The sequence below is a fragment of the Streptococcus oralis subsp. tigurinus genome, from assembly GCF_002096275.1.
Classification (GTDB): Bacteria; Bacillota; Bacilli; order Lactobacillales; family Streptococcaceae; genus Streptococcus; species Streptococcus oralis_CN.
In genome coordinates this window covers 79806-105167 of record NZ_NCUG01000018.1, presented here as the reverse complement: position 1 = coordinate 105167, position 25362 = coordinate 79806, and the positions used below count along the sequence as shown (strand labels likewise).

General features: G+C 38.0%; 21 protein-coding genes, 1 tRNA gene and 1 pseudogene. 3 read left to right on the top strand and 20 right to left on the bottom strand.

All coding sequences use genetic code 11. From position 1 onward, the window contains the following. Nucleotides 1–336: 336 nt before the first annotated feature. From B7725_RS05640 to B7725_RS05615, 6 genes are all read right to left on the bottom strand, one after another. Nucleotides 337–1458: an AAA family ATPase gene (locus B7725_RS05640; RefSeq protein WP_084875043.1), complete on the bottom strand. Its 1122-nt coding sequence runs from the start codon at nt 1456–1458 to the stop codon at nt 337–339. Nucleotides 1459–1461: 3 nt separating this feature from the next. Continuing rightward, a complete protein-coding gene (locus B7725_RS05635) occupies nt 1462–2184 on the bottom strand; it encodes a hypothetical protein (RefSeq protein ID WP_084875041.1) in 723 nt (240 codons plus the stop codon). 10 nt (nt 2185–2194) lie between these two features. Then, entirely contained in the window at nt 2195–3829 is a 1635-nt protein-coding gene (locus tag B7725_RS05630; RefSeq protein WP_084875039.1) for a hypothetical protein, read from the bottom strand. Nucleotides 3830–3942: 113 nt separating this feature from the next. Continuing rightward, nucleotides 3943–4215, bottom strand: a complete 273-nt coding sequence (locus tag B7725_RS05625) for a PspC domain-containing protein (protein WP_084875038.1) — start codon at nt 4213–4215, stop codon at nt 3943–3945. 59 nt (nt 4216–4274) lie between these two features. After that, nucleotides 4275–4718, bottom strand: coding sequence for a SprT family protein (locus B7725_RS05620; RefSeq protein WP_001054538.1), 444 nt, complete (start codon nt 4716–4718; stop codon nt 4275–4277). Then, nucleotides 4705–6834 carry a Tex family protein gene (locus B7725_RS05615; RefSeq protein WP_084875036.1) on the bottom strand — a complete coding sequence of 710 codons (2130 nt, stop codon included), beginning with the start codon at nt 6832–6834 and terminating at the stop codon, nt 4705–4707. Before B7725_RS05615 ends, B7725_RS05620 begins: the two co-directional genes overlap by 14 nt. Nucleotides 6835–6964: 130 nt before the next feature. Between B7725_RS05615 and B7725_RS10210 the strand changes: the two genes are divergently transcribed. Genes B7725_RS10210 through B7725_RS05600 form a run of 3 tightly spaced genes read left to right on the top strand, consistent with a single transcriptional unit; the run spans nt 6965 to nt 8814 of the window. After that, a complete protein-coding gene (locus B7725_RS10210) occupies nt 6965–7096 on the top strand; it encodes an SPJ_0845 family protein (protein ID WP_000268697.1) in 132 nt (43 codons plus the stop codon). Then, nucleotides 7097–8002: a permease gene (locus B7725_RS05605; RefSeq protein WP_084875034.1), complete on the top strand. Its 906-nt coding sequence runs from the start codon at nt 7097–7099 to the stop codon at nt 8000–8002. Beyond that, complete coding sequence (locus B7725_RS05600) at nt 7999–8814, top strand: TIGR03943 family putative permease subunit (RefSeq protein ID WP_084875033.1); 816 nt, start codon at nt 7999–8001, stop codon at nt 8812–8814. Before B7725_RS05605 ends, B7725_RS05600 begins: the two co-directional genes overlap by 4 nt. Nucleotides 8815–8834: 20 nt before the next feature. On the opposite strand, the gene B7725_RS05595 is transcribed toward B7725_RS05600, so the two are convergent. The 14 genes and pseudogenes from B7725_RS05595 to B7725_RS05530 all read right to left on the bottom strand — a co-directional run bounded on the left by B7725_RS05595 (nt 8835) and on the right by B7725_RS05530 (nt 25312). Continuing rightward, nucleotides 8835–9446, bottom strand: a complete 612-nt coding sequence (locus B7725_RS05595) for a tetratricopeptide repeat protein (protein ID WP_084875031.1) — start codon at nt 9444–9446, stop codon at nt 8835–8837. A gap of 17 nt (nt 9447–9463) precedes the next feature. After that, the gene (locus B7725_RS05590; RefSeq protein WP_084875030.1) at nt 9464–10525 is read right to left on the bottom strand and encodes a hypothetical protein; all 1062 of its coding nucleotides are present in this window, start codon (nt 10523–10525) and stop codon (nt 9464–9466) included. 8 nt (nt 10526–10533) lie between these two features. After that, nucleotides 10534–11306: pseudogene (locus B7725_RS05585) on the bottom strand (nucleotidyltransferase domain-containing protein). 17 nt (nt 11307–11323) lie between these two features. Continuing rightward, nucleotides 11324–14674, bottom strand: a complete 3351-nt coding sequence (locus B7725_RS05580) for a DEAD/DEAH box helicase family protein (protein WP_084875028.1) — start codon at nt 14672–14674, stop codon at nt 11324–11326. A 28-nt stretch (nt 14675–14702) separates the two neighbouring features. After that, nucleotides 14703–15284 (bottom strand): restriction endonuclease subunit S, encoded by a 582-nt coding sequence (locus B7725_RS05575; RefSeq protein WP_084875027.1) that lies wholly within the window; start codon nt 15282–15284, stop codon nt 14703–14705. Further along, nucleotides 15250–16215, bottom strand: a complete 966-nt coding sequence (xerA, locus tag B7725_RS05570; protein ID WP_084875025.1) for a site-specific tyrosine recombinase/integron integrase — start codon at nt 16213–16215, stop codon at nt 15250–15252. Before xerA ends, B7725_RS05575 begins: the two co-directional genes overlap by 35 nt. Before the next feature lie 112 nt (nt 16216–16327). Beyond that, nucleotides 16328–16738 (bottom strand): type II toxin-antitoxin system death-on-curing family toxin, encoded by a 411-nt coding sequence (locus B7725_RS05565; RefSeq protein WP_084875023.1) that lies wholly within the window; start codon nt 16736–16738, stop codon nt 16328–16330. Beyond that, nucleotides 16735–16971 carry an AbrB family transcriptional regulator gene (locus B7725_RS05560; protein ID WP_000260599.1) on the bottom strand — a complete coding sequence of 79 codons (237 nt, stop codon included), beginning with the start codon at nt 16969–16971 and terminating at the stop codon, nt 16735–16737. Before B7725_RS05560 ends, B7725_RS05565 begins: the two co-directional genes overlap by 4 nt. Nucleotides 16972–17053: 82 nt before the next feature. Then, on the bottom strand, nt 17054–18115 hold the full coding sequence (locus tag B7725_RS05555) for a restriction endonuclease subunit S (protein WP_084875022.1): 1062 nt from the start codon (nt 18113–18115) through the stop codon (nt 17054–17056). Between the two features lie 12 nt (nt 18116–18127). Then, nucleotides 18128–19621 carry a type I restriction-modification system subunit M gene (locus tag B7725_RS05550; protein ID WP_084875020.1) on the bottom strand — a complete coding sequence of 498 codons (1494 nt, stop codon included), beginning with the start codon at nt 19619–19621 and terminating at the stop codon, nt 18128–18130. Between the two features lie 147 nt (nt 19622–19768). Next, nucleotides 19769–20695 (bottom strand): bifunctional riboflavin kinase/FAD synthetase, encoded by a 927-nt coding sequence (locus B7725_RS05545; RefSeq protein WP_000633636.1) that lies wholly within the window; start codon nt 20693–20695, stop codon nt 19769–19771. Nucleotides 20696–20838: 143 nt separating this feature from the next. Next, the gene (gene smc, locus B7725_RS05540) at nt 20839–24378 is read right to left on the bottom strand and encodes a chromosome segregation protein SMC (RefSeq protein ID WP_084875019.1); all 3540 of its coding nucleotides are present in this window, start codon (nt 24376–24378) and stop codon (nt 20839–20841) included. Then, nucleotides 24369–25067, bottom strand: coding sequence for a ribonuclease III (gene rnc / locus B7725_RS05535; RefSeq protein WP_000661472.1), 699 nt, complete (start codon nt 25065–25067; stop codon nt 24369–24371). Before rnc ends, smc begins: the two co-directional genes overlap by 10 nt. A gap of 173 nt (nt 25068–25240) precedes the next feature. Beyond that, nucleotides 25241–25312 (bottom strand) — tRNA-Arg (locus tag B7725_RS05530). Between the last annotated feature and the right edge of the window lie 50 nt (nt 25313–25362).

Sequence of the window (25362 nt, the reverse complement as noted above, 5' to 3'; positions counted from 1 at the left end):
ATAGCGCATCCCAGTTGAACACGCTCGATATCTTTTTGACTTGGTTTTCTTGTTTTCTTTTGTAAGATTCTTTTCATGGTTTTGCTCCTTTGTTCTTTATGAGTCTAGTTTATCGCAAAAAAAGGCGGCCTGCCATAACCTAACCTTACAAAAGAGACTTTAATCTTACATTTTTGTAAGATTGAGGAATATCAAGCAATTTTGCTATCAATATTTTACCACAAATGAAATACAAGAAGAAAACCCTTGCGGATGCAAGGGTTAAGGTTCGGTATTGATTATGTATCAACCAATAAAACATTTAGCTACGATTTGATAATGTATTCTTTCAATTAATTATATTTCTATATAAGCAGAACGGTTTTCTTCTAAAGAAAAATCGTCTTTTATCAACAAGGTTAACTCTTTTGAGGATACGCTCTCACTTTTATCAATTCGAACAGCTTGATTCATTATTAAATCTTCATAAAGATTTCGAACGAAACGACCGTTAGAAAAATTGGTGAGATTACTTTCTAACTTATCATTAAAATAATTTAATAATATTTCTTTTAGCTTGTCGTCAATCTGGTAGTCGTCTTTCCTTGCTAGTGTTTCAAGAATATCTAACAATTCTGTAGAAGAATAATTTTCAAAATTTATAAAATAATTAAAGCGAGACTTCAGACCAGGATTCGATTCAAAGAAATGATTCATTGGATCAGTATATCCTGCAACAATAACAATTAGATCATCTCTTGAATCCTCTAATGCCTTTGTCAATTCTGTTAAACATTCTCGTCCATATGAATCAGTATTGTCATTTTCTGTAATACTATAAGCTTCATCTATGAATAAAACGCCACCTTTTGCTTTTTCAATAACACTTTTTACTTTTAAAGCAGTTTGACCTTGATAACCTGCGATTAAATCCGTTCTGGAGACTTCTATAAAATGCCCCTTTGAAAGAAGTCCTAATTGATAATACATTCGACCTACAATTCTAGCTACTGTCGTCTTCCCAGTACCAGGATTACCCATAAATGCCATATGCAATGTCCTTTTTGGGACTTTTAGTCCAGACTCTTTTCTTTTGGACTGAATTTTTTGATATATAACTAACCTAGAAACTTCCTCTTTAACTTTTTGTAAACCAACTAATTGATTTAATTCATTCATCAATTCATCCAGAGAAGAGTTGTTACGTTTTCCTAACTCCTTCCCTAGTATTTCAAAAAGATAAGAGTAACCTAAATAACAAGCTAAATTATCAGATAATTCTTTTAGCGTTGGACTTATCTTACTTTTTTTATTCTCTTTTTGAAATAAATATATAGATTTATATAGATCAGCTACTTTATTTGTGTCAGAATGATCAATTATAATCTCATTCACTTTTGTGAAAAAAGCCGACTCGTCACCCAGTTGTCGATCCAATTTTTTGGCACTCTCAATTAGTTTATCACGGGATATAGTCATAATCTACCTCAAAAACATAAAAAGTAAAGCAATAATTAGCATTCCAATAGATACCCCAGATATGATAAAAACTGTAAGTAGTCGATTAGAAATAAGTTCAATTCGTTGCTTACTTTCTTTCAACTCTCTTCTGAGTTCTTCAATTTCAGAAGTATGCGAGACAGGCTCCAAAGGAAGCTGACTAACAGTACCCTCTAAGTTGACAATTCTATCATCTAGTGTAGAAAGTCGTTCCTCATGTTCAACGATAGAATTTTTACTTTTTTCTTCGTTAAATTTCTCTTTAAACTGCTTAAGAGCTTCTAAAGTTAATTTTTGTTTCTCTATGGTTTTATCAATACGAGCCTGCTCTTTCAGAATTTTTTTGTTGTTATGTTCGATGGCAGCTACAGAAGAAAGAATAGCTTGAATATAATCTTTATCCAACGCTTCTAAAGCTTTATAAACTTGACCAAATTCTTCAATAAGTGTTTGTTGATTATCATAAAATTTTGAAATGTAATTTTGAGTTTGTTCAACTAACGTATTAAACTCGTTTCCCGTCACTCCATGTTCAGCAAACTCAAAACCGAAGAAATCATCGTGAGTTCTAACTTTATCAAAATACAGTTCATCTTGACTTTGTTCAGCAAACTCTTTCAGATGCTCTTTCGCTTCATCGAAATCATGTTTGCTAATGTTTATTTCAAATTTTTCCTGTTCTTGCTCAACTACTTCTTGTTCCATGTTTATCTCCTTAATCTAGTAAATCTTGTAATAATGCATCAATCTCATCAAAGTCACTTTTTTCGTCTCTTGTAGATTCTTCAAAAATATCTGATAGCTTTTCTTTCATCATGGACGCAGCCATATCATGTCTTTCCTTAATAGTATTAACAATAGAATCTTTTTCGACTTGTAGTTTTGTGCTCTTTACATCTAATAATTGATCTTGAATTACTAACATTTCATTATTTTGATCAATTTTTTTAGAACTTAGTTCAGAAATCTGTTTATTAACAATTTGCTGATCAATCATTTTTAATACAAAAGCGCCAATAATTCCAGATAAAGTTGCTCCCATAAATGTTCCAATAACGTTGCCGATTGTTCCTAAAAGTGGTATAGAAATAGCCAACACTGGAAAACTTGCCGTAAGGGATGCTCCTAATGCTTCTCCCACTACAATAGCACCTGTAGCCGTTAAACCTGCAACAACAATTTTACCTATCTCTAGCATCATAATCTGAACACTTTTTTCTTTGTTATCTGGATTGTTTAGATAATCAATCGCTTCTTTTAAAGACCTCCAACCTTGGTGTATAAATGTCCAAGCTTTAAGAAAAGTGTTAATCACTGGTCCAACTATCGCAGAAGCAATCATCGTAACCACTGATTTACCAACGTTTAATAAGTGATTTGATAAGTTGTTTACAAATGAAATAATGGCCTCTCTTATCTTTTCAATAAAAGTTGATAAGTTTCTTTCTGTATCTTTTAGCCAAGAGATAAATTTTGAAATTAATTCTAGCAAAAATTCTGATAGTAACTGTAAAAGCGCTGCTTTCAAAGCTTTTCCAGAAACTTTTAACGCCTCATCGCGTCGTGATTTTTTACCAGATTCAACTGCTCTTTTTTTAGCGTTATCTTTAAAATCTGAATATCCTTCACGAGCTTCTTTTTCATCAGACTCTGCTTGTCTTCTGTCTATATTAAATCGTTCCTCTGGTTTTAGTCCATTTCTTTCAGAATTTAAAAATTCTAACATAGGTTTGTCACCCTTAGACATATTCGCTGAGGCATCTAAATCATGTAAATTCTTAGAACTATTAGCAAAAACTTTAATTTCCTCTTTTGTAGAAAATGCAACTAAATCAATATCATTTAATTGTTCTTTAATAGAGATAGTATGATCTTTATGAACTGAAGATGAACCTTTATCTCTTCCTTTATCAAAAAATTTACGAGTTTCTTTTTTTAAAATTCTCTCTCCGTTCTTATTCAGTATAAAAGAATCTTGCCATTCATTGTATATTTTTTGATGATCAACAGTTCTATTATGAGTTGCTAGTTTTCCTTTTTCAAAATTTTCAGCAGTTTGTATATGAGCTTCTTTTCGCAAATCTAGAGTTTGACCATTGTTCTCTTTAATAAACTCTTCACCAATTTGGGCAGCAAGTTGAAGTTGTACTTGTTCCCAAACTATATTTTCAATAGATTCTTGAAGGTATTCATTATTTTGTAATTTTTCTCTATCTATATCAAGTTGCTCTATGTGTTCAACAACATCCTTAAGGTTATTTTCTAAAGAATTTTCTATTTCAAGTAACTGTTCATAGTCAAAGTCAATTTCAGAACTTTGTAATTCAAACGTTTTATTTTCGTTAGCCATATTAATCTCTCTAAATTATTGTATTCACTGATTTATTATACCATTTCAGAATTTGATTTAACAAATTTAAAAAAACTTCGTCCTCTTGGACGAAGTTCATGCTTCTACCATACTCACCAAAACCAGCCATCATCATCATTTATTGGTTGGGCTTCCTTGCGTTTGCGTGGTCCTGTTCCGTACATTTCTGCATCAATCTCTTCCTTAGTTGGCAGGATAGAGGCAAGGATGATGTAAATAATCACTCCGATTCCAAAATTTGCCACAGTAAAAATGGCGAAGAGAAAGCGGACTAGGGTTACATCAAGTTTCCACTTGTCTGATAGACCAGCTAAAACTCCTGACACCATACGATTTCGTCTCATTTTATAAAATTTTGTATTCATGATTGTTTCCTCTTTCGGTATTCTTACAAGTAGTATAGCATAAAACGAGACCAAGAACATCAGTCCTTAGGCCGATTTAAGATGACGAGTTTACCACGGCAGACGCCACAGCGATAGCGTTTCGTGTCAATCTTCCTCTTTCGTTGATAGGATTGCTGGCAGGATTGGCACTGATAGACTAGGTAGGTACTTTGGTCTTTCAAAGGGGGAACAAAGCGCAGCCCATCCACTTCTTTCAAAAGTTTTTTAAAATCTCGGTCCTTATGTCGATATCCTTTTTTCTGAAAATAAAGGTGATAGTGACAGAGTTCATGGCGCACGATTTTCCGAAAAACCTCCAAACCAAGTTCATCATAAACCTTGGGATTAAAATCCAAATGCCCATCCTTTGGGAAAAATCGCCCACCTGTCGTTCGTAGACGAGAATTCCACTGGGCTTGGTGGGTAAAAGGTCTACCAAAGTCTTCGAGGGAAACAGACTGAACGTACTCAGTTAGATTCATCTGGAGCTAGGAGCGACAGATTAACTTTTTCACGTTCAGTATCGATTTTCTTAACCCAAACCGTTACCAAATCTCCGACGGATACCACTTGGCTGGGATGTTTGATAAATTTGCGACTCATGTGGGAAATATGAATCAAGCCGTCCTCGTGAATTCCGATATCAACGAAGGCACCGAAGTCAACGACATTACGCACCACACCTTCCAGCTTCTGGCCGACTTTTAAGTCTTTAATATCCAAGACATCTTGACGGAGAACTGGAGCATCAAAAGAATCACGGAAATCGCGACCTGGTTTGAGAAGATCAGCAATGATATCTTTAAGGGTTTCTGGTCCAAGTTCTAGTTCTTGCGCCATTTCTTTGGCTGAAAGGGACTTGAGTTTGCTTTGAGCTTCTTCATTCAAGTCCTTGATATCCAAGCGTTTGAAGAGCTCCTTAACAGCAGCGTAATTTTCTGGGTGAACTCCTGTATTATCAAGGATATTGCTACTTTCAGGGATACGGAGGAAACCAGCTGCCTGTTCAAAAGCCTTGGCACCTAGACGCGGAACCTTTTTGATTTGAGCGCGTGAAGTGATTTTTCCTTCTTCTTCACGGTATTTGACGATATTTTCAGAGATGGTTTTATTGAGTCCAGCTACGTGGGAGAGAAGTGCTGGGCTGGCTGTATTGACATTGACGCCAACCTGGTTAACCACCGTATCAACGACAAAGTCCAGACTTTCAGACAGTTTCTTCTGACTAACATCGTGCTGGTATTGCCCGACACCGATTGACTTAGGATCAATTTTAACCAATTCAGCAAGGGGGTCCTGCAAACGACGGGCGATAGAGATGGCAGAGCGTTTTTCAACGGTTAATTCTGGAAATTCCTGACGAGCAAGGTCGCTAGCAGAGTATACAGAAGCACCGCTCTCATTGACGATAACATAGCTGACTTCAGGGAAATCTTTCAGAACTTCCGCCACAAAGGCTTCACTTTCACGACTGGCCGTCCCATTTCCGATAGCAATAATTTCTACGCCATACTGACCAATCAAATCTGCCAAATCTTTCTTTGCTTCTTCGATTTGACGAGCTGATGCTGGTTTGACAGGATAAATGACCTGAGTCGTCAGCATTTTCCCTGTCGCATCAACGACAGCTAGCTTGGCACCTGTACGAAAGGCAGGGTCAAAGCCTAGAACCACGCGCCCTTTTAGCGGAGCAACCAAGAGGAGATTGCGCAAATTGTCCGAAAAGAGTTGGATAGCCCCTTCTTCCGCTTTCTCAGTCAATTCTGTCCGAATACGGCGCTCGATAGCAGGCAAGACCTTTTTCTTAACAGATTGCTGGATAACTTCATCAATATAGGCATTATTAACCTTGAAACGAGCAGCAAAGAAAGTTAGGATACGATCCGTCGCATGTTCAAAACCGACTTTTAAGACGCCTAGCTTCTCCCCACGGTTGAGAGCCAAGGTACGATAGCCCTGCATGTTGCCAACTGTCTCTGAGAAATCGTAATATATCTGAAAAACTTGTTTTTCATCAAGACTTTCATCCTTTACTTGCGAGGTGATTTTAGAGTGTCTCAGCACTTCCTGATAAGTCATGGAACGCAAGGTCACATCTTCCGATAAGGCTTCAACCAAGATATCAACTGCACCAGCTAAGGTTTCTTGGCCAGTCGCAAATCCTTCACAGACAAACTTCTCAGCCTCTTTCTCTAAGTTCGCTACATTCTGCAAGATTAAGCGAGCAAGCGGAAAGATCCCTGCATCACGGGCAATGGTTGCCTTGGTCCGACGCTTTTCCTTGTAGGGTAGGTAAAGTTCTTCTACATCTGCTAGTTTTTCGGCAGCTAAGATAGCTTCTTCCAATTCCTTAGTCAACTTGCCTTGTTCTTGAATCTTAGCCAAGACAGCTTCCTTGCGGTCATTGAGATTAGTCAGGCTTTTATCCAAGTCGATGATAGCCTTAATCGCCACCTCATCCAAACTACCAGTCATGTCCTTACGATAACGCGCGATAAAGGGAATCGTCGCCCCTTCTACCGTCAAACTTAGAACAGTATCGATTTGCTTTAAGGTTACACCCAAATCTTGGGAGATTTTTTCATATTTTTTATCCATAAATCTATTATACCATAAGGAACAACTCTTGTTTTGCCTTACCTGTTTTTGCATCTTTGATTATCAAAATAATCCCATTTCCACAAAATAATAGTATAATAGAGGTAGAATGTAGAAAAGAGGTAGGCCCATGGCTGTTAAATTTACAAAAACGGATGACTTGGACAAGATGTTTGAGGAATTCGCCAAACTTCCTGACTTAACACAAGTCACTTTTCCAGATGACAAAAACAAAAAAGAAAAAGTTGAGAAGAAAAAATAGATGACTGTTTTCCAATCTCTTCCTCCTAGCATCTTACAAGCAGGAGCTATTTTTCTCTCCATCATGATTGAAGCCCTTCCTTTTGTCTTGATTGGGAGTCTCATTTCGGGGTTGATTGAGGTCTATATCACACCTGATAAAGTTTATGAGTTTCTTCCTCGCAATCGTTGGGGGAGGATCTTTTTTGGTACCTTCATTGGCTTTCTCTTTCCTTCTTGCGAATGTGGAATCGTTCCAATTATTAATCGTTTTTTGGAAAAGAAAGTGCCCAGCTACACGGCCGTTCCTTTTCTGGTGACTGCTCCCATCATCAATCCTATCGTTCTTTTCGCCACTTATTCTGCCTTTGGCAATTCAATAAAATTTGCCTTCTTGCGAGCGCTGGGAGCTATTGTGATTGCTTTGGTGCTTGGGATTTTCCTAGGATTTTTCTGGAAGGAAGCCATTCAAAAAGAGAATCCTATCGCTTGTCATGAACATGACTTTTCACACTTGACTTCTGCTAGAAAGGTCTTTCAGGTCTTTATACAGGCTATTGATGAGTTTTTCGATATGGGGCGTTACTTGGTCTTTGGCTGTCTCTTTGCGGCTATCGTGCAGGTCTATGTCCCGACTCGGATCTTGACCTCTATCAGCGCAAGTCCAGTCCTTGCGATTCTCTTGCTCATGTTTCTAGCCTTTCTCCTCTCTCTTTGTAGCGAGGCGGACGCCTTTATCGGAGCTTCTCTCCTCTCGAGCTTCGGCCTAGCGCCAGTCCTTGCTTTTCTTATCATTGGCCCCATGCTTGATATCAAAAATCTCATCATGATGAAGCACTATCTCAAAGCGCGCTTCATCTGGCAATTCATGGGCATCGTGACAGTGCTTGTCTTGCTTTATTCTTACATAATGGGGGTGATGGTATGATCCGATTTATCATTTTACTGGGTTATTTTGCCCTAACTCTGTATCTGCAGCTATCTGGCAAGCTCAGTCACTACATTAACCTCCACTATTCCTATCTAGTCTATATCTCCATGCTCCTTTCTCTTCTATTGGCTCTGGTTCAATTCTACATCTGGATTAAGAAAATCAACTCTCACAGCCATTTGGAAAGTCGTCAAGCTAGGCGAATCAGCATCCTGTTACTGTCACTACCTCTATTGATTGGAGTTGCCTTTCCTACCGTAAGTTTGGACTCAAGAACCGTGTCTGCTAAGGGATACCATTTCCCACTTGCTGAGGGAATCAACACAGTCATTCAGGCAAGCGAAGGCACATCCAGTCAATACCTCAAACCGGATACCAGTACCTATTTTTCCAAATCTGCTTATGAAAAGGAAATGAGGGAAACTGCTGATAAATACCTATCCCAGCCAAGCATTCAAATTACAGACGATAACTATATGGAGGTCATGGAAGTTCTCTATGACTACCCTCAAGAGTTTGAAGGAAAGAAAATCGAGTTTACAGGCTTTGTTTATAACGATCCTAGTCATCCAGATAGCCAGTTCCTCTTTCGCTTTGGAATCATCCACTGTATCGCAGACTCTGGTGTATATGGACTCCTGACCAAGGGAAACTCACGCCAGTATCCTGACAATACTTGGATCACCGCTAGAGGAACTCTGACCCTCCACTACCATAAAGAACTCAAACAAAAACTCCCAACACTGGAGGTTGAGAGTTTCACAAAAGTAGACAAACCAGAAAATCCTTATGTCTATCGTGTGTTTTAATAAAAAGTAGCCTGACAAGGCTACTTTTTATTATTTAGCAATTTTCTAACCTCTTGAGCACCAATCTGATCGCCTGCCTTTTCAAAAAGAGCGATAGCTTGTAAAAAATTTTCATGTGATTCTTCAGGATTTTGTATCGAACCAATCTCTCCTAAACCTCTATAGGCACAAGCTTGGGCAATCAAATCATCTGTTTGCAAAGCTTGTTTTAAGGACTGTTCCATATACATGAATGCTTCTGCTACTTTCCCTAGCTTTAATCGTAAATAACCTTGCTCATAATTGTTAACAGAAGATTTGAGGGTATCCTCTGTAAAAGCTTCTTCAATGACTTTTTGCTCTCTTTCGATATAGAAAAGGGCCGTTTGAAATTCATTCATTTCACGATAAACCATGGCTAACTGATGATAGCCTATATGTTCATTTTCTGGGTCACTTTTAGTTCGTGCTAAGTCAATGTAACGCTGATAGATACTTAAGCACTCGTTGTAATTTTGCTCTTCAAGATAAATATATCCCATCAAATTTAACAAACTAAAATCTGTGCAAGTTTCTAATAAAAAATCAGCTTCAACTAATTTTTTAGCCTCATTAATCTTACCCTCAAACAATAAATCCCAAGCTTGATTCATACATATCCTCCTGCATCTTACGTTGTATAGAAATCTATTGACAAATCGCTATCAGACTCGTATTTTTTCCAAGCTAAACTGAAACCATAATAATCTTCAAATTCAGGGTGCCAGTCATAATAAAGTGGGACACGACTATACTTTCTTGCTGCAACTTCGTCTTCAAATTCTGGAGACTCCCCTGCAGTAATACCAAATTGAAGACCATTTAGTTCCCAAGTATTTCCCCAAACGTTTTCATCCGAGAGAACATCGATCCATCTCGAGGCATCAATATCAAAATCTGCACATAATTCCAGTTCATAGAATCTTCTACAGTTAATCTCTGAAGGCTTAATATAAAGGGCGCTATCAACTTGGTACTTTTTATCTCTGACTTGAATCTGCGTAATTTTCATTGGAATTGGAACTCCATTTAATTCTAACCAGAAATAGCCTAAGGGAGTTTTGATACTATAATATTGCTGATTAGCAGGTTTAACATTTTTAGAGCAAGCATCAAGCATTCTTCCAAGCTTAATTAAATTTCTACAAACGATTTTTGAAGTGTGTGGGTCAAAATGTGAATATCTACGAACGACTCGTTTTAACTTTTCAACAGGAAAAGTGATATCCTTTGGTAGGGCATGATACTTCTGTACAACTAGAGCAGTTTTTTCAGTATTTTCCTTTCCTACTGGGACAATAACAGCATGTCCAATATGGATATTTGGGTCTTCACAGATATACGTATAGCCATTCCCTCCCTCCTGAAACTCAACCACAACAAGATTTAACTCTTGAGCCGGATCAAAGAGAGGTTCAGGTTTAAGTTCAACCATTTCTGCTTCTTGGCGCTCATAAAAAGTAAAGTGAGCTCCATCCCCGTCTTCGCCAAAAACCATGAAACTGCCACACTCAGGGCACTTCCACATATAAAATGACGCTTCAGAAATATCATCATAAGAAATTTTATTATGGTCGTCAGCTTTATTTATGATTTCTTCAAACAACTCATCCGAATAAACTGAATAAGCATTTGGATCGGGCGCTTGGTGGTCATTCATTGCTTGCCCACATTTACATGTCCATTTACCCATAAACAACCTCAGTCATGCCCTAATTCTTCAAGGAAAAATTGATTTAGAGCTTTCCACTCTTTCTTTTCCTCACTAACACTTTGAACGTATGCATCCAACTCTTTGATATTTTTGATGATGTAGTATTGGATTGGCATAATCGGATCAATTTCCATACCTTCAGGTCCCTTTACCTTGATATCAAGCGATCTTGACACATGCTCTTTCATCTCATCAGGAAGCAATTCTTTGACCAAATCGTCAAATAAAATTGGAGGAACTGAATGGTATTTTTCAATCCAACGGCAGGCCAAAATGGGACGCAGCGCATAGAAATACTTTTTAGGTTTAACCTTGTTTCCTGAAAGATACTTATTCATTTGAGTTCTAGCAGTATTCAAGTAATGATACAGCATTTTTTCTCTGAAAAATACTGGTTAGCAAGGGGACGTAGGCGTTCAATAAAATCCGTTTGTTGATAGACAATTGGTGACTGTAACCATTCAAACAGTGTTGGATTTGACTTATAAAGGAGTTTTAAAGTCTTGTCTAAATCCCAGCCACTCACATCCCAAGTATCGTCAATTGGTAGCTCGATAACATCACGCTGTTCATTTAAACGGAGATAAAAATCTTGCTTGTGTCTGTAGATAAATCGTACATCAAAGTCACTATCGGGAGACTCAAAACCCCAGGCACGACTACCAGACTCGATAGCCCACAAAACTGTGACATCGTAATCACGCTCAATTTCTACTAATTTTTCTGGTACCAGAACATTCATTTCATCTTGCGTTTGCATTTACAACCTCTTATTATTTACGCTGCTTCTCCAGCTCGATCATTAATGAGTTCAATTGTTTGGACAATATTACGAAGTATAGGGAGTTGGTGTTGAAAGAGTAGTTGAACTGAACCATATGATTTAAACGGCTCTTGTGTTAAAACTTTAGTCTCCAAGCAACCATTTTCTACAATGTAATCTACAATCAATTTCACAAATGAAATCTGCTTGGCATTGAGACTCTCATCCGATAAAAATTTAGAAAAAACTTGATTGGCAGCCTCTCTATCTAAACCAATAATCTCACGAACCAATCTAGGAATTGCCTTATTTTCATAATGTTGTTGGTAATCTGACTTGCTACCTAATTTTTCCCATAACAATGTTTCAAGTGCAAGTAAATCTTGAGAGGTCAATTTTTCATTATGGTATAACTTAGAAATTGCTTCATCATCTAGATGAGTTTTCAAATAATGTTCAACTTTTTCATTATAAGATCGCAGGTCATTGACTTGTAAATATGGCTTAGTATCTTGGACAGTGGAAAGAATGTGATCATCAAAATTGACATAATATACAGTGCGCTCCGGTTTATCCAAAAACTGTAGTAAATCTCGAAGTGCAAGGCGTATTTTTTCCAGCTTAGATAAACTAACTTCTTCCCAAAATTCAGGTTCTTGTACTTTCCTGGTAATTTCAGCCTGTGCAAAAACTTGTGGTATATTGCCAACCCTAGCAAGAGCCTTAGCTGTTTTCATAACTTGACATATATGGACAGTTGCTGGCTTAGCTAACAGTTGTCCTAACTGTATCTGAAACAACCATAAATCAAATCGTCTCGCCATCTCGTCTTCTTTATTTTCTTCAAATAGAATCGGAGAAAGATCTTTCTGGATTGTTTCACTTGTAACGATCGTTAGATTTTGCCAATTTTCCAACTTTCTGTAAGTATAAACTGTATCTAAGACCATACGAACCCTAAAGTCTAACTCATTTAAGCTCACCATACGTTCATGAAGTTCTGAGACGAGTTGTTGACGGTATTCTCTAGCAAACTGATCATCTTGATAACGAAGCTCCTGCAGTTCTCGAATCAAGTCCACTTTGATGTTAAACAAACGTTGAGTCAGAGAAACAATGTGACGGCCATCTCCTTCTCTTGGATCAGCTTTGAAATATTCAAAATTATCACCATAATCAAATACCAAGAAATTTTCCTTATCCTGCTCAGGGCCAAATAAATCTTTACAAAGACGGGTTCCACGGCCAATCATCTGCCAAAATTTAGTTTTAGAACGCACTTTCTTGAAAAAGATTAAATTAACAACCTCTGGTACATCAATACCTGTATCCAACATATCAACAGAAATTGCAATTTGAGGGTATTTCTCCTTAATTTTAAAATCATCAATTAAGGTTTGATAATGCTTAATGCTATAATCAATCACTTGAGCATAATCGCTTCCTTTTTCAGGATAGCGTTCGTTAAAAATATCTCTGATGTATTCAGCGTGTCGATGGTTTTTAGCAAAGATAATGGTTTTACCAATTTCGTCACCTGAAGCTGTCTGAATTCCTCTTGTCATTAGTTCATCTAGAACAATTTTGACTGTTTTTCTATTGAAAATAGAGGTATTAAAATCCTCAGGATCAATATCTTTCTCAGAACTACCATCTTCAAATTGGCTATCAAAATATTCTTTTTCGTCTTGGGATAAATCATCGTAATGTAGACCATCCGTTGGTAGTTTTAACTTAGTTTCAATCGAATGATAAGCTACTAAATAACCATCTTTTACAGCCTCTTCCAAATCGTATGCGTATGTTGGAACACCATTCTCCAAGTTAAAGAAACTATAGGTATTTTTATCCAAATCTTGACGCGGAGTGGCAGTTAATCCTACAATCCGTGCATCAAAATAATCAAAAATTGATTTGTATTTCTGATAAATAGAACGGTGAGACTCGTCAATTATGATGAGATCAAAGTGCCCAACAGTGAAGGGGCGTTGATTTACTTCTTCTTGATCACTAATCGCTCCTATCATAGTAGGATAGGTTGAAAAAACCATACGACTAGATCGAGCACTATCTTTATCTTCTAAGAAATTACAAACCGAAATATCTGGAAGTAATTTCCTAAACGAATCATAAGCTTGCTTAACTAGGGAAGTTCTATCAGCTAAAAAAAGAACATTTTTTACCCAGTTATGACGCGAAAGGATATCAACTAGGGAAACCGCTGTACGGGTTTTCCCAGACCCAGTTGCCATGACCAAGAGTGCCTGTCTCCGATTATTGGAGAATGCTTCACAGACACTTGTAATCGCATGTTTCTGATAATAACGTCCAGAAATGTCGTCCCTAATTTTGCTAGAAATATCCTCGAGTGGTTTTTGCAAGTGACGTCTGTCCATCAACAGTTGCAACTCTTCTTGAGAGTAGAACCCTGCAATCTGGCGACGATTAACACCATCAAGTATGTAGTGCTTTAAACCATTGGTAATAAAGCAAATTGGCCGATAGCCGATTTGTTTCTCAAGAGCTTCAGCATATTCCTTGACCTGCACCTCCCCTACTTCTGGATTTACAGATGCCTTTTTAGCTTCAACAATTGCTTGAACTTTCCCATTTTTGCCATAAAGGACATAGTCACAGTATCCAGTTCCTGTACCATGCTTCAAACCATGAACGGCTACCTCAACACGACAGTTTTCCTCAAATGTCCAACCTGCTAAACGGAGATCGATATCTATAAAGAGTTTTCTTGTCTCTGATTCAGATAGTTGATCGATATGGAAAGATACATCTTGCCGTAGAGCTGCTGTTTCACGTTTTTCAGTATAAGTCTCTTGAACAGCCAATGACTGATTAGCCATCTGTTCATCGAAATCAGGAAGATCTGACAAACTGTTTTGTAATTTCGCCATAGATTGTGGCGTTTCTCGAAACTTGATGTTTGCTGAAAGTGGCAATAATTGCTCGTCGAAATAACGCTCCACGAACTCGTTACTGTAGCAATAATCAATAAAATTGACAAACTGATACAAATGATGCAAAGCCAAAATCGCTTCTCGTTCCTTAATTTCTCCACCATGTGCAGCATGATTTCCCCATCGAATTAAAAGAACAATCTGCCTATGGAGCTCAGGATCCACAATCTCTCTAAAATCATCATCCCATACCAAAGAAGATAAGGTAGCACGATAGGGAGCTTCTAAATATGAATCGTGACTATATATCCAATGAACAGCCTGCTCCAAAGCACGGCGTGCCATAAAAGCAGTAGCTACAGTAGATGTCGCGATCATATTCTCAGCTTCTATACAAGGCTTTGAAAAAGATTCATACTCTTCGTTATTTAAAAGAAAATCAAAATTTCCCATTTTTCTCTCACTTTGAATAAATAGATAGCTATATTATACTAGATTTCAAGCTATTTCTCCACAGTTTTATAACTATCCCACAAGCAAATTGTGATTTGTCGACCTGAGCTACAAAGTCTGCAAATTCGTTTTGGAGGGAAAGAGGGGGGAGGATATATCTCTGTTTTTCTAATGGTTTTTGAGTTATCTTTGGTTGACCTGAGAAATCAGCGAATCTACTAAAATCAATTACTTTCATTAATTCTAATAAAAATATAAGGTTAAAATCTAAATTTTTAAACTCTTTTATATATATAGCATTGTCACTTATCCATACCTTACCGTGAGTAGTTCTTACATTACCACAATATGCACCTACACGACCAATGATAATAGTTGGATTATCAATTAAATAATTTCGACTTTTCCAAGCAATACCATTTCCACCATAGGCAGGGTAACCTTCAAAAACTCTATCATTTTTATCAAGAAATTTTCCACTTGAAAATTTAAAACACTGCTGTCCCGTTTTCACTGCAAATTTCTTGTCATTATTTATAGGATCCCCAAACATCTCGTTAAATCGGGATTTGCGGTTAAGAGATGAATTTTTGGTGTGAATGTTTGACATTGCTTTGGTTAACCATGGCATAGGCCAGGGTTGTATCAATTTTGCTGTGACCAAGTAGTTTTTGGACTTGTTCAATAGGCATTCCTTTATCAATAGCCTTTGTCGCTAGAGTCCTTCTGAATTTATGTGGATGAACCTTTTGTATTCCAAGTTTATGTCCTAACTTTCTCAATCGAATCTCGACACCAGCAATTCCAAGTCTCTGGGCTTTTCCAACTAGCGTTACAAAAAGAGCTGGATGACCATCTTTTCTATCATTGAGATAGTTTCTTAAATGAATTTTCGTACGAGCATCAAAATATACGGGTCTTTCTTTTTTTCCTTTTCCGAAAACAACGCACTCTCTGTTTTCAAAATCAATATCAGAACGATTCAACTGGACCAGTTCTCCTACACGCATACCTGTTGATGCTAGTAGGTCAATCATTGCCAAATCTCTTAAATTTTCACAATTATCTCTCATAATTTCGAGATGTTCATCCGTATAAGTTTCTTTCACAGTTTGTTCTGTTTTAATTTTTTTAATCCTTCGAATAGGATTCTTGATGATATATTCCTCTTGCTCAAGCCAAGCAAAAAAAGAGGACAATATACGCCGAATATTGTCCAAATTCGCCTTACTACAGTCCTTTTCAGACTGATAATTTGCTAGATAACTCCTTAAATCATCTGTTGTCAGTTGTGTCACAGACTCCTTAATATGATGAAACAAATTTTCAATTGTTCTCTGATAATAACGTATTGTTTTTGCGCTACAGCCCTCCACCTGCTTAGCAGTTATGAATAGTTGCAACAGATTATTATTCGAATGCTTCTGCTTCTTTTTTTCATCAACTAGATGGCGTTCTAAACTCTCTCGCAATGCTAGTAATTGTTCATTGTTTAAAAAGGGTAACATTTCTTGTATGATAATTGTAACTTTTGATTCCATAAATTCTCACTTTCATTATTACTCATCAATAAAAAGAGACAATATCAGTTTCTGCATTTCAGAATTCTAATATTGTCTGTTTATTTTCTAATACTCATTCAAATCCAACATACTAGCTTATTTTTTCTCTGACAGAATGTTGAGAAACCCATTTAGAGTAGCTTATCATTTTTTCATCAGTTAAAGCTTCTACCGCTATAGTCACGCACATATCAACCGCTTCTTCCACGGAAACAGTAAAGTGATAACCATTTAATTGTAAGAACTTCACCAAAACAAAGAAAGCTGTTCGTTTATTGGCGTTGGCAAAGACATGCTTCTTTATCAATTGGACAAATAATATTGTTGCTTTATCAAAAATTGTTGGATAAAGAGGCTTGCCAAAAACAAATTGTTCTGGTAAGTTCACAATCATATTTAACGCTGAAGGACTAACTGTTTGAATTTGCTCATTTGGAGAATACCGTTGAATTGCTAAAGAATTGATTTTTTCAATTTGCTTTTCTGATAGATAGACCGTCATTTTTCCACCAAAGCTTTGAAAACATCGTCGTATTCATCAAAAATTGTATCCAATTTTAAGTCAAAGGCATCATCAGAAACATAAGAAACCTGATGATCCAATTCTTCAGGAGTAAAGATAATTTCGCCACTTGGTAACAATTTCGCTTCGTATTTTACACCACTTGGAATATTGAATTCACTAGGAATGGTAATGGTGATTGAATTTCCTTGTTTTCTTGTTTTTACGACCATCTGATTTCCTCCTTTGAAGTATTATAACAAATAATTACGGTAATTACAACGATAGTGTAAAACTGCTATTTCATCTCAGATCTTAACCGAAATATTCCTGCATAAGTGATTTTTTCAAGGTTTCCAATTCTTCCAGAGATTTTTGAATTGCCAATTGTGATTTGTCGACCTGAGCTACAAAGTCTGCAAATTCGTTTTGGAGGGAAAGAGGGGGGAGGATATATCTCTGTTTTTCTAATGGTTTTTGAGTTATCTTTGGTTGACCTGAGAAATCAGCGAATCTACTAAAATCAATTACTTTCATTAATTCTAATAAAAATATAAGGTTAAAATCTAAATTTTTAAACTCTTTTATATATATAGCATTGTCACTTATCCATACCTTACCGTGAGTAGTTCTTACATTACCACAATATGCACCTACACGACCAATGATAATAGTTGGATTATCAATTAAATAATTTCGACTTTTCCAAGCAATACCATTTCCACCATAGGCAGGGTAACCTTCAAAAACTCTATCATTTTTATCAAGAAATTTTCCACTTGAAAATTTAAAACACTGCTGTCCCGTTTTCACTGCAAATTTCTTGTCATTATTTATAGGATCCCCAAACATCTCGTTAAATCGGGATTTTACAAGTATATTAAACTCTTCAAGTTGTTCTTGTCTCCTTAAAATCAGCTTGCTTAACAAATCCAGTTCACTTGCAATTCTTTGTTGCTCTCTCAAATTTGTATATGAAACCATAATATTATCGAAATATTTTTTAGTTAAATGTTTCATTGTGGAACCATGAGTATGTTTTATAGCATCTTGCAAACCTTTTTCAACAACATATTTGAAATATGATTTATCGATATCCATCTTATCGAAAACAACTTTAAAAATGTGCTGATTTAACACTGCGGATTTTCCACACCACTGAAAAACCCCTAATGTACCCGACCAAGAAATAAGAATGTCTCCATCTTCAATAATGTATTTTTTATCAATCGTACCCGAATAATAATTTATATCTTTTGAAGTTTTAGTCAAATTCTGTATTCTGATAATCTCTTTTCCTTCAGATGACCAATCTTGAGGTTTAAAAGCATATCCATTAATAAAAGTAGCTACTTCCCCCAACTTCACTTTTTTCATACATGTATCTCCCTACTTGAGTAACTCTTCTAACTCTGCTAAGCCAGCTTGAATTTCTTTTTCTAGATCATTGATTTTCTTTAAGATGACTTCTGTTGTCTCATATTCAACTTTTTCATACTCGATTTCTTTGTATTTATTGATCGATAAATCATAATCATTATCCTTTATCTCATCGACTGGAACAAAGAAAGACTGGTCTGTTCTCTTACGTTCTGCTTCTTTTTCAAGTTGATGGAAACGTTGAATAATATCTGGAATATCATTGTCACTGATCGGTTGTCGTTTATCATCCAAACTTAAACCATCTGCTTTCATATCGTAAAACCAGACCTTATCCGTTCCACCATTTCCAGTTTTTGTAAAGATGAGAATGGCAGTTGAAACTCCAGCATAAGGTTTGAAAACGCCACTTGGCATTGATATTACAGCATCCAATTTATGATTCTCTACAATTTCCTGACGAATTCCTTTATGGGCTTTAGAAGAACCAAAGAGGACACCGTCAGGTACGATAACCGCTGCACGTCCCCCTGGTTTCAATGTACGCAAGAAAAGAGCAAGGAAAAGTAATTCTGTTTTTTTTGTTTTTACAGTCGCAAGAAGATCATTTGAAGTTGAATCGTAGTCAAGTGACCCTTTAAATGGAGGATTTGCTAAAACTAGAGTGTACTTATCTGCTTCTTCATTATCTTGAGATAGTGAGTCAAGATAACTAATTTGTGGATTTTCCACTCCATGTAGCATCATGTTCATTGCACCAAGTCTAAGCATAGTTGTATCCGTATCATTCCCATGAAACATAATGTTATGAAAATGGTTGATATTATCTGGATTGGTTTCCCATTCATCTTTTTTACGCTTTAAGTAACGGCTAGCAGATACTAAGAAACCCGCAGACCCCATAGCAGGATCTGAAATAATATCCTTGATAGTTGGTTGCATCAACTCAACCATCATATCGATGATGTGACGAGGTGTACGAAATTGTCCATTTTTACCTGCGGTTGACAATTTTGATAGCAGATATTCATAGATGTCGCCAATATCATTAATCCCCTGTGTGTCACTATCAAAGTCTATACCTGAGTCTCTGGTTGGAAATTCATCTAATATAGAAATCACCTTTTGGAGCGTAGCAGGTTTATTTATTTGAAAGATAGCTTCACGCATATAACGTGAAAAAGCTGTATCATCAGTATCACCCTTAAGATTCTTCATAAATGGAAAAATCTCCTGTGTCATTAAACGATAGACTTCCTGAGCATCTCCCATATTTTTAAAAGTCGACCAACGGTATTCAGGTTTGTCTTTTGGAAAAATTCCCTCATAAGAAATTCCTAGAAACTCAGCATCGCTTTCGCGTCCAAGCTCGACACTATCCAAATCCTTCATAAATAGAAGATAAGTCAATTGTTCAATATTTGTTAGAGGATTTGCATTTCCTTCAGTCCACAGCATTTCCCACAGCTGATCAATTTTATTTTTTAATTCGCCTGTAATCATACTAGTCTCTTTTCTTTGGTTTTAAAGTTATGAATATCACTATTTTAACAGATTTTCAATTAAGCTTCAATTATGTTTCTCGCTATAAAAATTTCTTTCAAAAATAAAAAAGCAAACACAAAATATGGTTCACTTTTTTAAACTTTTCTACTCTCCATCCTTCCAGTTTCGAGCAATCTCTTCGTCTTTCTGGAGTTGGTCTACGAGCTCTTCGATGGAGTCAAATTTGACCATATCACGGACACGGTCCAGCCAGTAGACCATGACTGTCTCACCGTAAATATCATCTGAAAAGTCAAAAATATTAACTTCAAAACGTGGTTCTTCGCCATCAAAGGTGACATTTTTGCCAACGCTCGCCATGCCACGATATTTTTGACGTTGCACCTCGACTTCGACTACGTAAACACCGTCTGCTGGCATATAGGTTCGATCTCTGAGGACCAAATTGGCTGTTGGATAACCGATAGTCCGCCCACGAGCATTTCCATGAACGACCATGCCACGAGATGGGAGCGGAGTGCCGAGAAGATGATTGACTTCCCTGACATCTCCATCAAGAATAGCTTGGCGAATCCGTGTGGAACTGATCTTGCCCTTTTCGTCCTCGACCGGAGGAACAATGATAATCTCTCCATCAAAATAATCCTTCAGGTCATCCGCAGTTTTCTTATCTGAACCAAACGTGTAATCAAATCCCGCTACGATAATGGCTGGTTTTAAAGCTCTAACATAAGTATCAAAGAATTCTTGACCCGTTAAACTAGCAAATTTGCTACTAAAGTCAAGTAAGAAGAGAGCCTCTACTCCGTGCCACTTCATCTTGTGCTCCCGTTCCTCGTGATTGACGATGTGAAGCATGAGCTCAGGTTGATAAGGTTGTAAGGCAAGTTTTGGCGACTCTGTAAAGGTCATCACGACAACTGGCAGATAGTCTTTCATCGAAGCCTTACTGGCTACTTCAAAGAGTTTCTGATGCCCCTTGTGGATGCCATCAAAATAACCTAGTACAAGGACTGTTTTCTCTGGTACTGCAATATCTTTTTCGTTCTTAATAGGTACTGTTGTAATCATGAAACTATTATATCATAGAGAAAGTCTTTTCGCTAAGAGGAAATCCCAAATGTCGTTTTTTGCGCCTGAACTGACCTTAAGAGAAAATTTAGCACTTTAGTTTTAAAAAATAGCACCTCCTAAGAGATGCTATCGTTTGGTAACTAGTCTATTGTTTCTTCCAAATCTTTTAACTTAACCGAAACAATCTTAGACACACCTGATTCTTGCATGGTAACTCCATAGATAGAATCCGCTGCCGCCATCGTCCCCTTACGGTGGGTCACGACGATAAACTGACTATCCTTGTCAAAGCGATTGAGATAGTCCCCAAAACGTTTGACATTGGCTTCGTCCAGCGCCGCCTCTACCTCGTCCAAGATAACAAAAGGAATGGTCTTAACTCGGATGATTGAGAAGAGCAGAGCCAGAGCAGATAGGGCTTTTTCACCACCACTCATGAGTTTGAGAGATTGGATTTTCTTACCTGGTGGTTGGACAGAAATCTCCACACCAGCTGTTAAAAGATCGCCCTCAGTCAATATCAAGTCTGCCTGACCACCGCCAAACATCTGTCTAAAGGTCACTTTAAAGGACTCACGAATAGCCTCAAAGGTTGATTTGAAGCGTTCCTTAACCTCATCATTCATCTCTGTGATGGTCTCAAGGAGTAGGTTTTTCGCAGACAAAATATCATCTCGTTGGCTATTTAGGAAATCCAAACGATTGTGGACTTCTTCGTACTGTTCAATAGCGTCTAAGTTGACAGGACCCAGCAAGCGAATAGCTTTCTCAAGATCTTTAACCTCTTGCTCTGCCAGATTGAGATTTTCCAACTCATGTGCTTTTTCTAGAGCCTCAGTGTAGCTGATCTGGTATTGGTCAGTTAATTGAGCTTGTAGATAGCGCAAGCGTTCGCTGACCTTTTCCTTCTTAGCTTCAGCACGTGTTTGTTTGCGAATCCACTCTTCGTTCTGCTGGCGAGCCTGATCCAAATGGCTGGCAATATCATCCAGTTGACCCTCGATATCATCCAACTCAAACTGCTTGCGAATCAGACCTTGTTGGAGGTTTGTTTTCTGAGTTTTGGCCTCTTCCGCCTGCTGACTTAGCAGATCCGTATCAACCTTCTCAAGATTATCAACCTTTTCTTGGAGGAGACGCTGAATCTCCTCTTGATCGATATCCAGATTATCCAATTCCTTACCTAAGCGTTCAATATCAGTAACTTCGTACCGCTTTTGTCCTTGCAGTTCTGACTTAAGCAAGCGTGCTTGCGCTACTTGTTCCTGCAAGTTTTGATAACGTTCTTGAATAGCGTTTTTGTTAGACTTAATCTCTTCAATCTCAGCTTCCAAATTTTGCTTTTCACTGGCGATAGTAGCGAGGCGCTCTTGGCATTTTTTCTTGTCCGCTTGCCAATCACCTTCAGATAGGCGATTTAATTCCTCTTCTTGAAGTTTCCAGAGCGTTTCCAGTTCTTCAACCTGCTGATTGGTTTGTTGATAAGCAAGGTACAAGCCTTGCTCCTGAATACGAGCTTGCTCACCCTGAGATTTGATAGCTTCTAATCTTTCTGCCAATACCGCCATCTCATCTTGCAAGGTCTTCAAACTCGCTTCTTCTGAACGCAAGTCAGCTTCTTCTTTAGCAATTTCTTTTTGTAATTGCTCCAGCTCTGGCTTGATGAAAATACTGTTGTTTTGACGATTGGCACCACCCGCGTAGGAACCACCTGTACGCAACTCTGTCCCATCTAGTGTCACCATGCGAACCTGGTAACGAACTTGACGAGCAGCTGCACGCGCATGTTCTACAGTATCAAAGATAGCCGTTGTAGCAAGCAAGTTTTTGAAAATGGCTTCTAGTCTCTTATCAAACGACACCAACTCATCTGCCATACCCAGAAATCCTGGACTTGCAGCGATAGCGTCTTGATTCTGACTAGAAATCGTACGAGCCTTGATAGTCGTCAATGGAAGAAAGGTCGCACGACCAGCTCTGTTACGTTTTAGGAAATCAATAGCCTTAGTTGCTGCGTTTTCATCTTCTACGATGATATGTTGACTGCTAGCTCCAAGTGCAATCTCCAAGGCAGTTTGAAAATGCACATCAAAGGTCAGATGCTCACTAACTGCACCAATGATCCCACCAAGACGGTCTTTTTCTTGGAGAACACTCTTAACACCCGCATAAAAATTACTATGATTTCTTAGGATGTTTTCCAAACTTTGGGCTCTAGCCTGCTTGTTTTTGAGACTGTCCAGACGGTCAAAGAGTTGGCTCTGCTGGGCTTGGTAAGAAACTTTCTGCTCCTCTTGCTCCTTAGCACTAGCTTGGTAGTCAGCCAATAATTTCTGAACCTGCTCCTTGGCAGTTTCAAGATCAGACTTTTGCTGACTTGCTTTCTCTTTAGCTGTAGCCAATTGTTCTTTCAGTTTCTCAACTTGATCTGCTTGTTTTTGAGATAACTGACGGCTGTTCTCTAGTTCATTCTCGATGCGGGTCAGTTGGTTTGAGACATCCGCTTCTTCTTGTAAAAGAGCGACAAAGCGTTCGCGCAAGAGCTCGATCATCTGGTCAGGATCATCTGAAAAAGCTAGCAATTCTGCTTCTAAACGATTGAGTTCCTTGTTATTTTCAGCTAGACTTTCCTCTAACTGTGCCAGATTTGCTTCTTTTTCAGATTTTTCTTTACTTAGAGTCTTCCTCTTATCTTCCAAAATCGCCAAACGGGCTTGTGCTTCTTGTTGATTGAGGGCTACCTGCTCGGACTCCAGTTTTGAAAGGGCTAATTTTCGCTCTAAATCACTGATCAAACTAGTCAAATCCATTAAGCTTCCTTGGTCTTTGGACATTTGAGCTTGGAGATCTTGGCGTTTCTTTTTAAGAGTTTGATTTTCCTCCTCTAACTCTTGACGCTTTTGGTAATAGCTAGTCAAAAGTTCCTGAACCTGAGTTAGTTCTTCTTCTGCCAGCTCTAGTTCAGCCTTGTTTTCCTTGATTTGGGCAACCAGTACATCCAAGTAAATTGCCTTGCGTTGGCCATCCAAGTCGAGAAACTTACGAGCATTCTCGGCTTGTTTTGCAAGGGGCTTGATTTGATTGTCCAACTCATAGATAATGTCCTCTAAGCGGTCTAGATTGTCCTGAGTTTGTTGCAGTTTGCTCTCTGTTTCTTTTCTACGAGTTTTGTACTTTAAAACTCCAGCTGCTTCTTCAAAAATAGCTCGACGTTCTTCAGGCTTGGAATTAAAAATCTCCTCAACCTTCCCTTGGGAAATAATAGAGAAAGAATCCCGTCCCAGACCTGTATCCAAGAAAAGGTCATGTACATCACGCAGACGGACTTTCTTACCATCAATTCGATACTCGCTATCACCACTACGATAGATATGGCGTTCTACCTTAATGACTTGCCCTGCATCCTTGATAAAGCCATCTTCATTGTCCAAGGTCACGATAACAGAGGCATAATTGAGCGGCTTACGACTTTCAGTTCCAGCAAAGATAACGTCGGGCATCTTACCACCACGAAGGCTTTTGACACTAGATTCACCCAAGGCCCATCGCAGACTTTCTGTGATATTTGACTTCCCAGAACCATTTGGCCCAACAACTGCCGTCACACCTTGGTCAAAGACGACTTTGGTCTTATCAGCAAAGGACTTGAATCCCTGGATCTCAATTTCCTTTAAATACATGAATCCAGCCCTTTCTCCACTGCATTTTTCGCGGCTTCCTGCTCTGCTAATTTTTTAGAACGACCTTGGCCTTTTCCTATACTCTTGCCCTCCACCAGAACTTCTACATCAAAAACCTTATCATGGGCAGGCCCCGTCTCAGAGGTCACCTGGTAGCGAATATCCACATCTCCATTGACTTGGAGCAGTTCTTGCAAGTGTGTCTTGTAATCCTTAATCATTTCAAAGTCACCTGCTTCAACCTTGGGAATCATGACCTGATAGATAAACTCTTTTACCCTAGCAACATCCTTGTCTAAAAGCAACGCTCCCAAAAAGGCTTCAAAGGCATCTCCAAGAATGGTGTCACGATTGCGACCACCAGACTTTTCTTCCCCTTTTCCTAGCTTGATAAACTGATCAAACTGGCAATCACGCGCAAAACCAGCCAAACTCTCCTCACGGACAATCATAGCACGGAGTTTGGACAAATCTCCCTCTGGTTTCTTAGGATATTTTTTATACAGATATTCTGAAATCAATAATTGCAGAACAGCGTCTCCTAAAAATTCCAAGCGCTCATTGTGTGAAATTTTTAAGAGGCGGTGCTCATTGGCATAACTCGTATGAGTAAAAGCCGTTTCCAATAAATTCTTGTCTGCAAATTCGATTGCAAAACGCTTCTTTAGTACAGTTTGTAATTCTTTCATACCAACCTCTTTCTAACTGATAACAGTCTCTTTTATTATATCAAAAAAAGCCCCCTGAGTCACTTTAAAACGGGACTAGAGGGGAATTGAGCATTTTTTAGAAGGCAATTTTCAATTTTAGGGGCAGTATAAAGAAAAAAGCCTTTAAATAAGGCTTTTTTAGGCTGTTTACATCCACCCTGAGGGAATCGAACCCCCATCTCAAGAACCGGAATCTTACGTGATATCCATTACACTAAGGGTGGAAACTTGTTCCATTATAACAAAAATTTGCTCTAATAACAAGTTTTTTTCT